Origin of the sequence: Streptomyces tubercidicus, from assembly GCF_027497495.1 — a bacterium.
Taxonomy (GTDB): domain Bacteria; phylum Actinomycetota; class Actinomycetes; order Streptomycetales; family Streptomycetaceae; genus Streptomyces; species Streptomyces tubercidicus.
On record NZ_CP114205.1, the window covers coordinates 7170937 to 7184929 of the forward strand.

Sequence of the window (13993 nt, forward strand, 5' to 3'; positions counted from 1 at the left end):
GGGGGGCGGTTGGCGCTAGCGCATGCGTACGAAGCGGATCGGGGTGCCCGGTACCGCCTGGGCGGCGGGGGCCAGACAGCGCTCGGGGACGACGCCGATGACCGGGTAGCCGCCGGTCGTGGGGTGGTCGTGCAGGAAGAGGACCGGCAGGCCGTTGGGCGGGACCTGGAGGGCGCCCAGGGGCATGCCCTCGCTGGGGAGTTCGCCGCTGCGGGCGCGCTCCAGGGGCGGGCCTTCGGTGCGCAGGCCGATGCGGTTGCTGGCGGGGGAGACCCGGAAGCGGCCGGTGGTGAGGGTGCGCAGGCCGGTTTCGGTGAACCAGTCGCCGCGCGGGCCGGGCAGGAACGGAAGAAGGAGTTCCGGCAACGGGCCGGGGTGCGGGACGGCATCGGCGCGGGCCGGCGGGCCGTGCGGGTCGCCCAGGGGGAGGACCGCGCCGTCGGTGAGCGGGTCCGGGCCCAGGCCGGAGAGGAGATCGGTGGCGCGGCTGCCGAGGACCGGTTCGGTGTCGACGCCCCCGGCGAAGGCGAGGTAGGAGCGCAGGCCATGGGTGGCGGGCCCGGCGTCCAGGACGGCGCCCGCCGGGACGCGTACCGGGGCTCCCCAGGGGGCGGGGCGGCCGTCGAGGGTTACCGGGCACGGGGCGCCGGTGACGGCGACGGTGGTGGCCGTCCGCACCCGTACGGCGCAGCCGGTGAGCGTCGTCTCCAGGGTGGCGGCGGAACCGGGGTTGCCCACCAGGCGGTTGGCGAGCCGGTGCGCGGGCGTGTCGAGGGCGCCGGCCCGCGGCACGCCGAGGTGAGCGTGGCCGGGGCGGCCGAGATCCTGGACGGTGGTGAGGGCACCGGCCCGGATGACCGAGAAGGCGCGGTCGGTCATCGGGCGGTCTCCTGTGGGACGAAGCGGACGCGGGTGCCGGGGGTGAGCAGCGCGGCCGGTTCCCGGCGCGGGTCCCACAGCACGGTGTCGGTGGTGCCGATCAGCTGCCAGCCCCCGGGGGAGGAGCGCGGATAGACCCCGGTATACGGGCCGGCCAGGGCGACCGAGCCGACCGGGACCTTGGTGCGGGGCGTGTCCCGGCGCGGTACGTGCAGTGGCTCCGGCAGCCCGGTCAGATAGCCGAAGCCCGGCGCGAAACCGCAGAAGGCGACATGGAACTCCGTGGCGGAGTGCCGCCGCACCACCTCGTCGGGGGTGACGCCCCACAGGGCGGCGACCTCGGCGAGGTCGGGGCCGTCGTAGCGGACCGGGATCTGCACGGTGGGCCGGTCGCCCGCGGTGAGCGGCGGTATGTCCCAGGTGGCCAGTTCGGCGAGCAGGCCACGGGGGTCGGCGAGGCCGTCGAGGAGCACCGTACGGGCGGCCGGCACGATCTCGCGCAGCGGCGGCAGTGCGCCGTCGGCGGCCCGGCGCAGCAGTTCCGCGTGCAGCGCCTCGACCTCCTCGGCGCTGTCCAGCTCGATCAGCAGCCCGTGTTCACCGACCGGCAGCGGCCTCATACGAAGCTCCGTATGCGGACGCCCGCCGCGGTGAGTTCGGACCGGACGCGCCGGGCGAGGTCCGCGGCGCCGGGCGTGTCGCCGTGCAGACACAGCGAACGGGCCGAGACGGCCACGCGCCGGCCGTCGCGGGCGGTGACGGCGTGGTCGCGGGCCATGCCGAGGGCGCGCTTGACGACCTCGTCGGGGTCGTGGATCACCGCGTCCGGTTCACGGCGCGGTACCAGCGTGCCCTCGGGGGTGTAGGCGCGGTCGGCGAACGCCTCGCCGATCACCGGGAGTTGGGCGTCCGCCGAGGCCTCGTGCAGCCGGGAGCCGGGCAGGCCGAGGACCGGCAGTCCGCCGCCCGCGGCATGGATGCCGGCAATGACGGCGCGGGCCTGCTCCTCGTCGTGCACACAGCGGTTGTAGAGCGCGCCATGCGGTTTGACGTAGCCGACGCGGGCACCGGCGGCGCGGGCGAAGACCTCCAGGGCCCCGATCTGATAGGTGATCTCGGCGGCCAGCTCGTCCGGCGGGACGTCCATCGCGCGGCGGCCGAACCCGGCCAGATCGCGGTAGGAGACCTGGGCGCCGATGACCACACCGCGCTCGGCGGCCAGTTCGCACACCCGGCGCATCGTGGCCGGGTCGCCGGCGTGGAAGCCGCAGGCGACATTGGCGCTGGTGACGACGGAGAGCAGGGCCTCGTCGTCGGTGAGCCGCCAGCGGCCGAAGCCTTCGGCGAGGTCGGCGTTGAGGTCGATGACGGGTGGGGCCCCTGCGCTGATTCGCTCGCTCTCGCTGAGTTGCTCGCTGCGCTCGCTCATGTACGTCCGTTCCAGAGGGGCTCGGGGCCGGCCGGCGCGCGGTGGTGCGGCGTGCGGGGCCCGTGGGCGGGCAGGGGCAGGCGGGCAGGTCCGGCCGGCCCGTATCCGTAGTGGCTCTCCCCTGAGGGCAGGCACTCGGGCCGACCGGTGTCGAGCACAACGTAGAGGATTGTTCAACGATCCGACAAGAGGTGTGTGCGAACCGTTCAAGGGTGCGTTGTTTCGTCCTCCCATCTGGGATTGACTCTCGCTCAACGACACCGGTCGGACCGAACCCGCCGCCCGGTACGGCGCGAGAGCGGGGAGCGGTATGGCCGGCGAAGTGGCGAAGAACGATCAGGGGCGGCTCACCGAGGTCTCCGGCCTGGAGCGGGACCGCCCCCTGCTGGGCCGCTCCAGCACGGCCGAGCGGGTCGCCGACATCCTGCGCGACCGGATCACCGAGGGCTTCTTCCCGCCCGGCGCCCGGCTGTCGGAGGAGAGCATCGGCGGCGCGCTGGGCGTCTCGCGCAACACGCTGCGGGAGGCGTTCCGGCTGCTGACTCATGAGCGGCTGCTGGTGCACGAACTCAACCGCGGGGTGTTCGTCCGGGTGGTGACGGTGGAGGACCTGGAGGACATCTACCGGGTGCGCATCCTCGTGGAGTGTGCGGCGGTACGGGGGCTGGGGCAGGGGCCCTACGGCGCCGCGGTCACCGACGCCATCGCGGTGATCGAGGCCGCCGTACAGGCCGGTGAGGCCGCCTCGGCGGGCCGGGAGTGGCAGGCGCTCTCGACCGCCAATATCCGCTTTCACCAGGGCATCGTGGCCCTGGCGGGCAGCCCGCGCACGGATGAGCTGATGCGGGGCGTGCTCGCCGAACTCCGGCTGGTCTTCCATGTCATGGCCGACCCCCGGCGCTTCCATGCGCCCTACCTGACCCGTAATCGCCAGATTACCGAGGCCCTGCAGGCGGGCGATGCCCCCGAGGCCGAGCGGCTGTTGCGCTCCTACCTGGAGGACTCGCGCAGCCAGCTGTCGGGGGCGTACGCGCAGCGCATCGCGGAGGGGTGAGGGGCGGGAGAGCCGCCCCTGAGGTCCGCCCCGGGAAGCCCCGCAGATCCGTTGCTGCAGAACCCTTGTCGGATCGTTGAACAATCGCCTAGCCTCCGCTGCAATCTCTTCATCTCCTCATGGGCCCGGTGGGTCCCCGTACGCGGAAGGCGGATCCATGATCGTGCTCCTCGGCGTGCTCGTGGTCGTGATCGGCTTCGCCACGAAACGCAATCCCTTGCTGGTCGTAGGGGTGGCCGGCATCGCGACCGGCCTCCTCGGAGGGCTGTCGCCGGGCAAGGTGCTCGCCGCCTTCGGCAACGGCTTCGCCGGCAGCCGGGCGGTGACGATCTTCGCGATCACCCTCCCGGTCATCGGCCTCCTGGAGCGCTACGGCCTCCAGGAGCAGGCCCGTCACCTCATCGCCCGGTTCGCCAGGCTCACCACGGGCCGCTTCCTTGCGCTCTACCTCGGGCTGCGGCAGATCGGTGCGGCGGTCGGCCTGACCCAGGTCTTCGGCCACGCCCAGACCGTCCGCCCGCTCGCCGTCCCGATGGCCGAGGGAGCGGCCGAGCGTAAATACGGCCAACTCCCGCACCGGACACGGGAGAAGATCCGGTCGTTCTCCGCCAGCGCGGACAACGTCGGCCTCTTCTTCGGGGAGGACGTCTTCCTCGCCGTCGGCTCGATCCTGCTGATCACCGGCTTCGTCAACACCACCTACGGCACCCACCTCGAACCGCTGCAGCTCGCGCTGTGGGCGATTCCCACCGCGGTGTGCGCCTTCGTGATTCACGGCTGGCGACTGCTGCGCCTGGACCGCCAGTTGGAGCGCGAACTGCTCACCGCCCACGTCCACGACACCGCCGTAGCGGAGGCCACCAAGTGATCAAGGCAGAGTGGTTCTACTGGCTGGTGGGCCTCAGCTTCCTGGTGATGGCCGCCCAGATGGTCACCGACCGCAGCAACCCCAAGCGCCTGGGCACCGGCGCCTTCTGGGGACTGATCGGCGCCGGCTTCATCTACAGCAGCTGGGTCGTCACCAAACAGGCACCGGCCGAGCCCCTGGGCGGCGCGGTGCTGGTCATGGCCTGCCTGGCGGGCTTCGGTTTCACCGGACGCGGCGCCCCGCGCACCACCTCCGCCGAGCAGCGCGCCGCCAGCGCCGCCAAGCTCGGCAACCGGCTGTTCATCCCGGCGCTCACCATCCCCGTCGTCGCCATGGCCTGCGCCATCGGCGTCAAGTATCTGTCCTTCGGCGGTGAGCCGGTCCTGGAGGAGGGCAGTGAGACCATCCTGGGTCTCGGCATCGGAGCCATCGTGGCCCTGGTCGTCGGCATGATCATCCTGCGGGAGAAGCGGATCTCCGTGCCCGTGCAGTCCGGCCGTTCCATGCTGGAGGCGGTGGGCTGGGCCATGCTGCTGCCGCAGATGCTGGCCACACTGGGCGCCATCTTCCAGGTCTCCGGCGTCGGCGACGAGGTCGGCAAGCTCACCGCCGCCCTCCTGCCCAAGGACTCGCTCTACGTCGCGGTCGTCGTCTACTGCGTGGGCATGTTCGCCTTCACCATGATCATGGGAAACGCCTTCGCCGCCTTCCCCGTGATGACCGCGGCCGTCGGCTGGCCCGTCCTGGTCGGGCACTTCGACGGCAACGCCCCCGCCGTGCTGGCGCTCGGCATGCTCGCCGGATTCTGCGGCACCCTCGTGACCCCCATGGCCGCCAACTACAACATCGTCCCGGCGGCGCTGCTGGAACTGAAGGACCAGTACGGGCCCATCAAGGCACAGCTGCCCACCGCGGGCGCGCTGCTCGGCTGCAACATCGTGATCATGGCGCTGTTCGCCTTTTGAGGTGTGGCTGCTGAGCTGCTGGTTCGGCGGGGCTGCTTCTGGGGCGCTGCTGAGCTGCTGCTTTGGAGGCGCTGCTGCTGAGCTGCTCGTTCCGAGGCGCTTTGGCTGAGGCCGCTTCCCCCCACCCCCGAACCCACCCCCGCCCCCGCCCCCTCCCCCGAAGGGGGAGGAGGGGGAGGGGCGGGGGAGCGCCCGAAGGCCCCCGCCACGGACGACCGGCAGGCCCCGCCACGGACGAGCGGCGGCCCCCGCCACGGACGAGCGGCGGGCCCCGCCAAGGGGGGCCAGCGGCCGCTGTCACAGGCGCCCGGCAGTCCCTGCCAAGGGCGCGCGGCGGTCTCCCGTCGCGGACGCCCGGCGCCCTCGCCAAGCACGACCAGCCCCCGACCGACAACCACAGGCACCCCCACCCAAGGCCCACCACCCCCCAACCCCCCACCAAGGACGCCCGTATGACCCGAGTACTGCTCACCGGATTCGCCCCCTTCGACGGCGCATCCACCAACCCCTCCTGGCAGGCGGTCCGCGATGCCGCGGCTGAACCGCCCGCCGGCATCGAGATGTCCGCCGTCGAACTGCCCTGCGTCTACGGCGCCTCGGTGGCGGTGCTGCGGGCCGCGATCGTGGAGGCCCGCCCCGAGATCGTGGTGTGCGTGGGCCAGGCGGGCGGGCGGCCCGACATCACCGTCGAACGCCTCGCCGTCAACGTCGACGACGCCCGGATCCCCGATGCCTCGGGCGCCGAACCGGTCGATGAGGCGATCGTGCCCGGCGGCCCCGCCGCGTACTTCTCCACCCTGCCGATCAAGGCATGTGTGGCGGCCGTCCGCGCCGCCGGGCTGCCCGCCTCGGTCTCCAACACCGCGGGCACCTTCGTCTGCAACCACGTCTTCTATGGCCTCGCCCACCTCCTCGCCACCGAACTGCCCGGTATACGCGGCGGATTCGTCCATGTCCCCTACGCGCCGGAGCAGGTCCTGGACCGCGCCGAGCCGTCGCTCCCGACCGAGGCCGTCACCCGGGCCCTGCGGGAGATCGCTCTGACCGCCGCCCGCACCCGCACCGATATCCGCGTCGCCGGAGGGGCCACCCACTGAGACCGGCAGCCGCACACACCGGACCTGGCGGCCGGCCACCGCACACCACGCCGTAGACTGTTGCGTCGGCCCGTGAGCGGTGTGTGAGCGGTGTGTGAGCGGCCCGTCAGCGGTCACTCAGCGGTCCGTCAACGGATCCACCAGCGGTTCCACCCATGAACGGATCCGCGCCGTTTCGTCCGTTGTCAGTGCGAGCGCCTACTCTGTGCGACGTGACTTTTCCCGCCCCGGGGGCCGCTGCGCCCCAGCTCAACGGCCCACAGCGGCCTGCGCCGGGCCCGGCCGCCGACGAGGGCCTGGCCCGCCGGCTGCGTGCCCTCGCATGCACCGCGCCGCTGCATGACCTCGATGTGCGCAAGGCCAACCTCGCGGGCGAGTACGGCGTCTACGCCATGGCGGAGGTGGCGCTCGCCGTCATCGATCTCGTCACCCTCAACATGGACTTCGACACCGGCGCCGACCACGAGGAAATAGTGGCGAAGGTGCTTCCCCGGGTGGCCGCCCAGGCCCCCCGCCGTCCTGCGGGCGAGCATGAGCGGGTGGCCCGCTGGGTGCTGGAGAATCTGATCAACGTCGGCAGCGTGGACCGCGGCTTCCGCGCCGTCTACGGCACCTTCACCACCGAGGGCGAGTACGTCCGCCGCGACTACGACTTCAAGCTCATCGAGGAGGTGCCCGGCGCCGGCGGCAGCGTCTACCTCCGGGCCACCGACGAAGCGGTCAATGTCCTGGTCGGCGCGCTCGACACGGACGTCACCAGCGCCCAGATCGCCGCCGAGGTCAAGCTGGAGGTGCTGATCAACCGCGGGCGGCTGGCCGATGCCCAGCTCGCCGCCGAACAGGCCCGCTACCGCACCGTGCAGTATGCGGAGACGCTCCGCAGGACCCTGGACGCCACCCGTCGCAATGTCCGCGCCGTCGACTGGCTGCAGACCGTCCCCGACATGATCACCGAGGCGCTGGACCACGTCGCGGACCGCTACCGCCACGAGAACGCCATCCTGACGAACATCCGCAAGGCCCGGGACGAGACCGAGGAGCCCGAGCACAAGCGGCGGGCCGCCGAGCTCGTCGACATCGTCAAGGACTGCATCCGCCGGCACACCCAGCTCCAGTCCCGCCTGCTGGAGGCCGGGCCGCTGTTCCGCGCCGAACAGGACCGGCAGGCCTTCGCCACCCCGGTCGCCCGCTCCGGACTCGACCTGTACGGCCAGTTGGTCGCCCCGCTGCTGCCGCTCCCCGCCGAGCAGGCCATCCGCGTCACCGACGCCTTCTTCGCGAAGGGCACCGGGCTGCGCACCCCCACGGCCGCGCGCATAGGGGACCTCGTCGAGATGCTGCTCACCCCGCCCATGGAGCGTGAGCACCTCGGCGCCGAGATGCCCGAGCCCGACCTGGTGGCCACCCCCGACGACAGCCGCTTCAGCGAAGCCCAGCTCGACGCCGCGATGGCGCTTCTGGACCTGCCCGCCGACGCGCCCCGCAGGCTCTCCGGCCTGCTCGCCGAGGCGCGCCGCAGCGATCCCGAACTCCCCTACCTCGTCGCCCTGCTGGCCGTACACGCCGCCAGCCCGCCGGTCGGCACGGCCTACCGTCAGGGTGAACCGCAGCTGCTGTTCGCCGTCGACGACGGCACGGAGCTGATAGACCCCGAGTTCGGCGGCGCCGACCTCATCGTCGGCAAGGCGCTGCTGGACGCCGCCGGTATGGCCGCGGACCGCTCGGAGGTGGCCTGATGCCCCGCGCCCAGGACGAGCCGCCGGCGAACGGCGGGGCGCGCCCGGTCCGGCAGGGCCGTGGCGCACCGGGCGGCCGTCCGCCGTCGCACCGGCCCGAGATGTCCCAGACCGTCCCCCGCAAGGAGCTTGTTCCGTGACCCAGTACGACGAGGAGCCGCAGCCGGACCCGGCGTACGGGACCGGCGAGCCGGGCCGGGGCGCGCCCACCGCCGACGCCGAACCGGCCGCGGCGGGAGCGCTCCCCAAGCTCCCGGCTTCGGCCGAGCAGGGGAGTGCCCCCGCGCTCACCCCCGCCGATGCCGCCGACGCCGCCCGGCTGGTCTCCTTCGGCCTCCAGCCCAAGCTGATGCCCGCCCGCGACGCCGAGTACAGCGAACTCCTGCGCCGCTATCGGGACGACCCCGCCTTCGCCCGGCTCGCCGACGCCGTCGCCACCGGCCTGGGCCTGGTCGTCCTGGAGGTGTCCACCCGCGCCGGGATGGCCGTCACCGCCGACGAGGACTCCGTCTTCGCCGTACGGATGGGTGACTACGCCCGCCGTGCATCCGCCGACTCCGCCGACCGCTTTCTGCACGGCCTGGCCCATCTGGCCGTCGCCGCGCTGGCCTTCCCACGGCCCGAGGACCTCGCCGACGACGGCTACATCGGCCGGATCACGGTCAACGGCGTCGATGCCTTCGTCCGGCAGGCCTGCCGCCGCCTGGAGGAGCGCGCCGAGCAGGAGGGCGAGAACACCGATCCGGCCACCGACGCCCCCGGCCTGGAGTCCGCGTGGCGCATCTACGCCCGGCGCAGCGCGACCGGCGCCACCAAGGACGCCCGCCGACTGGCCGGTTCGACCACCGGCATCATCGCCAAGGCCGTCACCTTCCTCGTCGACTCCGGCTTCCTCCAGCGCACCGGTGACGACGCCGGCGGCGCCTACCGCACCACCGCCCGCTATCAGCTCCAGGTCCGCGACATGGCCGGCAGCGCCGCCATGGCCGAACTCCTGGAACTGGGCATCGTCCCCGTCGCCGACGGCAGCGCCGCACTGCTACCGGGCGAGGACATCGACGACCTCGAACTGGTCGCGGACGCCGGACTGCCCTTCCACTCCGACTGACGGGGCCTTCGCCGCCCGAGGCCGCGGCGGCCGCCTGAGGCCGCGGCGCCCGTCCGCGGCCGACCCGCACCGCCCACCGCCCTGACCGCCGCCCCCGCCCCCGCCGAACGACCTTCCGACACGACAACGAGAGTCCGCCATGTACGAGCTGTCCCGGGTCCGCCTCTACTCCATCGGGCCCGCCGGTGCGCGCTACGCCAACACCGTCATGGACCTGCGCGGAGTCGGTGCGCCCGTACCCCAACCGGCCCCGGCCCAGGCGGACTTCTTCGAGGATGAACCGGTCGGTCCGCCGCGCCGCCCGGCGCCCGCGGGCGTGCTCTTCCTGGAGAACGGCGGCGGCAAGTCCGTCCTGCTCAAGCTGATCTTCTCGGTGATGCTGCCCGGCCACCGCAACACCCTGGGCGGCGCCAGCTCCGGTGTGCTGCGCAAGTTCCTGCTGGCCGACGACTGCGGCCATGTCGCCCTGGAGTGGCAGCACGTCATCACGGGCGAGAGCGTGGTCGTCGGCAAGGTCAGCGAATGGCGCGGCCGGCAGGTCTCCAACGACCCCCGGAAGTTCGCCGAGGCCTGGTACAGCTTCCGGCCCGGCCCCGGGATGAGCCTGGACTCGCTCCCCGTCGCCGAGGCCACCGTCGTGCGTCCCCGCCAGGAGAGCGGCGAGGGCAGCTCCGGAGCCCAGGGCCGCCGCCGCACGATGAAGGGCTTCCGCGACATCCTCACCGAGGCGGGGAAGAACTACCCCAACCTGGACGTGGTCTGGGAGGAGATCCACGAGCGCTGGAACGAGCACCTCGGTGAGCTGGGTCTGGACCCGGAGCTCTTCCGCTACCAGCGGGAGATGAACGCCGACGAGGGCGAGGCGGCCGGTCTGTTCGCGGTCAAGAACGACTCGGACTTCACCGATCTGCTGCTGCGCGCCGTCACGGACACCCGCGACACGGACGGCCTCGCCGACCTGGTGCACGGCTTCGCCCACAAGCTCGGCCGGCGCGCCGAACTCACCGCCGAACGGGACTTCACGGCCGGCTCCCTCGATCTGCTCTCCCGTATCGCCGACGCCGCCGAGCAGCGCGAACGCGCCCGCGAGGTGCATGCCGGAGCCGAGCGCCGCACCCGCGGTCTCGCCCAGCGGCTGCACGCCCGCGGCACCGAGGAGCGCGGCCGCGCCGCCGAACTCGCCGAGCAGGTCGACGCCGCGGCACACCGCGTCACCGACGCCGAGCGGGTGCGCGAGCGCCGCTCCCTGGTCTCCGCCGAACTCGCCTACCGGCACGCCTCGCTGGCGCTGGCCGCCGCGGAGAAGGGCGCCGCCGCCCAGCGCCGGGAGCTCAACGACGCCCGTACGCTGCACAGCGCCTGGCAGGCCGCCGAGACCGCGCTGCGGCACCGCGCCGCCGCGGACCGCTCCGCGCGCGTCTCCGCCGCCATCCGCGAGGCCGAGCGAGACGCCGCACCGGCCCTCGCCGCCCGTGCCACCGCCGCCGCCGACCTCGTCCGCGCCCTGCACGCGGCGGCCGAGGCCGGTGAGGGGATCGCCAACGAGGAGGAGGAACGCTCCGCCGCCCTCCAGGAGGCCGGTGAGTCGGCGCACCGCGACGCCACCACGGCCGCCACGCACGCCCAGCGCGCCCGCAGTGAGGCCGAGCACCTCAAGCAGCGGCTCTCCGAGGTCGCCGAGGAGACCGCCGAGGCCGTCCGGGCCGGCTGGCTGGACGACAGCGCCCCCGACGCCGACCCGGCCCGTGCCGCGCTCGCCGCCTCGGACGCCGAGAAGACGGCCGTCGAGGCATGGGACTCGGCGCGCGAAACCGCCCGGCAGGCCACCGACCGGGCCCGTGCGGCCACCGCCCGGCACTCCACCGCCGAACTGGCCGCCGCCCGCGCCGAGGACGCCGCCGAGGCCGCCGAGCGCGCCTACGAGGCCGAGCGCCGGGCCGCCGAGTCCATCGGCGCCGAGCAGCGGCTCGCCGACCTCCTCGGCCTCCCGCAGTCCGAGGCCAAGTCCGTGCCCGGCCCCCGTACGGCCGCGTCCGGTACGGACCCGGGCGCCGCGCGCCGTCCCTCGGCCGGCCCGCTGACCGCCGAGGAGCTGGACCGCAACGCCGACGGGCTGCGTGAGCTGCTGGACGAGGGCGTCGCCGGCGCCGAGCGGCAGCTGTTCGACCTGCGGACGGCCGCCGCCGACGACGCGCGGATCCTCGGTGCGCTGGGCGACGGCGGTCTGCTGCCGCCGGGGCCCGATGTGCTGGCGGCCGTGGAGTACCTCGGTGAGCACGGTGTCCCCGCGCTGCCGGGCTGGCGCTATCTCGCCCAGTCCGTCGACCCCGCCGACCACACCCGGGTGCTCGCCGCCCGCCCCGAACTCGTCGACGGCGTAATCATCACGGACCCGGAGACCCACGCGCGGGCCCGTGAGGTGCTCGCCCAGGCCGCCCTGCTGCCACGCTCGGCCGTCGCGGTCGGCACCGCCGCCGCGCTGCTCGCACCCACGCCCGCGCCCGAGGAGCGGGACACCGGCGTCTTCCTCGTCCCGCCGAACCCGGCGATGCACGACGAATCCGCCGCGGACGAGGAGCGCCAGGCGCTGCGGGCGCGCGCCATACAGCGGGACGAGGAGATCCGTGCGCTGGCCGCCCGCCTCTCCGGGGACCGTGCGCTGGCCGCCCGGCTCGGCTCGTGGCGTGCGGGCTGCCCGGCCGGCCGGCTCGGTGAACTGGCCGCCGCGGCCGACGAGACCCGTACGGCAGCGGACGAGGCCGCCGCCGAGCTGGCCGAGGCCCGTGCCGCCCGCGCCGAGACCGACGAGGCCGCGGCCGAGGCCACCAAGGTGCGCGATGAGCGCCAGGAGGCCGCCCAGCGCGCCCGCCGCGCCGCCGATCTGCTGGCCGGGCTCGCCCACCGGCTGCGCGAGCGCGCCTCCTGGCAGTCCCGGATGCGGGAACTCGCCGACGAGGCCGCCGAGTACGAGGCCCGCGCCGAGGAGTGCGTGGACCGCGCACGGGCCGCCGACGAGGACCGCAGGGCCGCCCAGCGCGCCGCCGACGACGCCCGCCGCACCGCCCACGCGCTGCGCGCCGAGCGGGCCGAGATCGCCGGAGTCCCGGACGACCTGGGGGAGGCCCCCGAGGGCGCGAACGCCTCGCTGCCCGCGCTGCGCGAGGCCTATCGCGCCGCCTCCCAGCTCTACGAGAAGGTCGGTGTCGGTGCCGATCTGCGTGCCGAACAGGCCCGCGCGGAGGGCGACGAGAGCGCCGCCCTGGCCGAGCTGAACCGCCTCACCAACAAGGTCCGCACCCGCGCCGAGGCGCTCCTGGAGAGCCCGGACGCGGCCGACGGCCCGTCCCGGCAGGCCGCCGCGGCCCGCGCCGAATCGCTGGTGCACATGCTGGAGACCCGCGCCTCGGCCGCGAGCGAACAGCTCGGCCGGCTGCGCGGTGAGGCCGAGCGCCTCGCCCCCACGGATGGCGAGGCGCACACCGAGCTGCCCGACGAGCTGGTGCCCGCGGACGCCGACCGCGCCAAGGAGCTGCTGCGCACCGCGGCGGGCGAACTGGCCACCGCCACCGAGGCGTTGACCGCCGCCCGGGACCGGCACGAGGAGCTGCTGCGCGGGCACCGCGCCGCCGAGGACGCGGCCGGCGGCTTCGACGAGACCGCCGCCCTGCTGCGCGATCTGCTCCGCGACCACCAGGACGCCGAGGATCCGGCGGACGGGCAGATCGAGCCGTACGCCGGCCGGCTGGCGGACGCCCGGCAGGCCGCCGCGGAGTCCCGCCGCTCGCTGCGCGGCTGCGCCGCCGACCTCTCCACCGCCGATTCCGCGGTGCGCGAGGCGAGCGACATCCTCGTACGGCACGCCAACTCCACCCGCTACGAGCAGGTCCGCACCCCCGCGCGGCAGCAGATCCGCGAACTGCCCGCATCGGCCCTCCCGGACCACGCCGCCAAGTGGGCGGAGGCCTTCGCGCCCCGGCTGCGGGTGCTCTCCGACGAGCTGGAGCAGCTGGAGCGCAACCGCGACTCCATCGTCGACCGGCTGCGCGGACTGGTCGAGTCGTCGCTGACGACGCTGCGCTCCGCCCAGCGGCTGTCGCGGCTGCCCGGCGGGCTGGGGGAGTGGTCCGGGCAGGAGTTCCTGCGGATCCGGTTCGAGGACCCCGACCAGGCCACGCTCACCGAGCGGCTCGGCGAGGTGATCGACGAGGCGACCCGCGCGGCCGTGAAGAAGAACAGCGATCTGCGGCGGGACGGGATGTCCCTGCTGCTGCGCGGGGTCAGCGCGGCGCTGCAGCCGCGCGGGGTGGCCGTGGAGATCCTCAAGCCCGATGCGGTGCTGCGCGCCGAGCGGGTGCCGGTCGGGCAGATGGGCGATGTCTTCTCCGGCGGCCAGCTGCTGACCGCCGCCATCGCCCTGTACTGCACGATGGCGGCGCTGCGCAGCAACGACCGGGGCCGGGACAAGCAGCGGCACGCCGGCACGCTGTTCCTGGACAACCCCATCGGCCGCGCCAACGCGACGTATCTGCTGGAGCTCCAGCGCGCCGTCGCCGATGCCCTGGGCGTCCAGCTGCTCTACACCACCGGCCTGTTCGACACCACCGCGCTCGCCGAGTTCCCGCTGGTCATCCGACTGCGCAATGACGCGGATCTGCGGGCCGGGCTGAAGTACATCAGCGTCGAGGAGCATCTGCGGCCCGGCCTGCCGCAGCCGGACCCGTCCGGCGAGGCGGTGCACGGACAGATCACCGCGACGCGGATGTACCGCCGCCCGGAGGACCCGGCCCCGGAGGAGGCGGCCCCGGAGGAAGCGGCGGACCCGGCCGGCGGATGACCGGCGGCGGAGGGCCTGCGGGC

General features: G+C 74.1%; 10 protein-coding genes. 7 read left to right on the plus strand and 3 right to left on the minus strand.

The features are described from left to right. Positions 1 to 15: 15 nt before the first annotated feature. Genes STRTU_RS31370 through STRTU_RS31380 form a run of 3 tightly spaced genes read right to left on the minus strand, consistent with a single transcriptional unit; the run spans position 16 to position 2308 of the window. Positions 16 to 879 carry a 5-oxoprolinase subunit C family protein gene (locus tag STRTU_RS31370; protein WP_159748420.1) on the minus strand — a complete coding sequence of 288 codons (864 nt, stop codon included), beginning with the start codon at positions 877 to 879 and terminating at the stop codon, positions 16 to 18. Further along, positions 876 to 1499, minus strand: coding sequence for a 5-oxoprolinase subunit PxpB (gene pxpB / locus STRTU_RS31375; protein WP_159748422.1), 624 nt, complete (start codon positions 1497 to 1499; stop codon positions 876 to 878). The genes STRTU_RS31370 and pxpB overlap by 4 nt, the downstream gene beginning before the upstream one ends. Then, a complete protein-coding gene (locus STRTU_RS31380; protein WP_159748424.1) occupies positions 1496 to 2308 on the minus strand; it encodes a LamB/YcsF family protein in 813 nt (270 codons plus the stop codon). The genes pxpB and STRTU_RS31380 overlap by 4 nt, the downstream gene beginning before the upstream one ends. A 310-nt stretch (positions 2309 to 2618) precedes the next feature. On the opposite strand from STRTU_RS31380, the gene STRTU_RS31385 reads away from it, so the two are divergent. From STRTU_RS31385 to STRTU_RS31415, 7 genes are all read left to right on the plus strand, one after another. Next, on the plus strand, positions 2619 to 3362 hold the full coding sequence (locus STRTU_RS31385; protein WP_159748426.1) for a GntR family transcriptional regulator: 744 nt from the start codon (positions 2619 to 2621) through the stop codon (positions 3360 to 3362). A gap of 157 nt (positions 3363 to 3519) precedes the next feature. Next, positions 3520 to 4230, plus strand: a complete 711-nt coding sequence (locus STRTU_RS31390; RefSeq protein WP_159748428.1) for a DUF969 domain-containing protein — start codon at positions 3520 to 3522, stop codon at positions 4228 to 4230. Further along, entirely contained in the window at positions 4227 to 5195 is a 969-nt protein-coding gene (locus STRTU_RS31395) for a DUF979 domain-containing protein (protein ID WP_159748430.1), read from the plus strand. The genes STRTU_RS31390 and STRTU_RS31395 overlap by 4 nt, the downstream gene beginning before the upstream one ends. A gap of 452 nt (positions 5196 to 5647) precedes the next feature. Further along, positions 5648 to 6292 carry a pyroglutamyl-peptidase I gene (gene pcp / locus STRTU_RS31400; RefSeq protein ID WP_159748432.1) on the plus strand — a complete coding sequence of 215 codons (645 nt, stop codon included), beginning with the start codon at positions 5648 to 5650 and terminating at the stop codon, positions 6290 to 6292. 212 nt (positions 6293 to 6504) lie between these two features. Continuing rightward, a complete protein-coding gene (locus STRTU_RS31405; RefSeq protein WP_159748434.1) occupies positions 6505 to 8028 on the plus strand; it encodes a hypothetical protein in 1524 nt (507 codons plus the stop codon). A 136-nt stretch (positions 8029 to 8164) separates the two neighbouring features. After that, complete coding sequence (locus STRTU_RS31410; RefSeq protein WP_159748436.1) at positions 8165 to 9136, plus strand: hypothetical protein; 972 nt, start codon at positions 8165 to 8167, stop codon at positions 9134 to 9136. A gap of 139 nt (positions 9137 to 9275) precedes the next feature. Continuing rightward, positions 9276 to 13970, plus strand: a complete 4695-nt coding sequence (locus STRTU_RS31415) for a coiled-coil domain-containing protein (protein ID WP_159748438.1) — start codon at positions 9276 to 9278, stop codon at positions 13968 to 13970. Positions 13971 to 13993 lie beyond the last annotated feature (23 nt).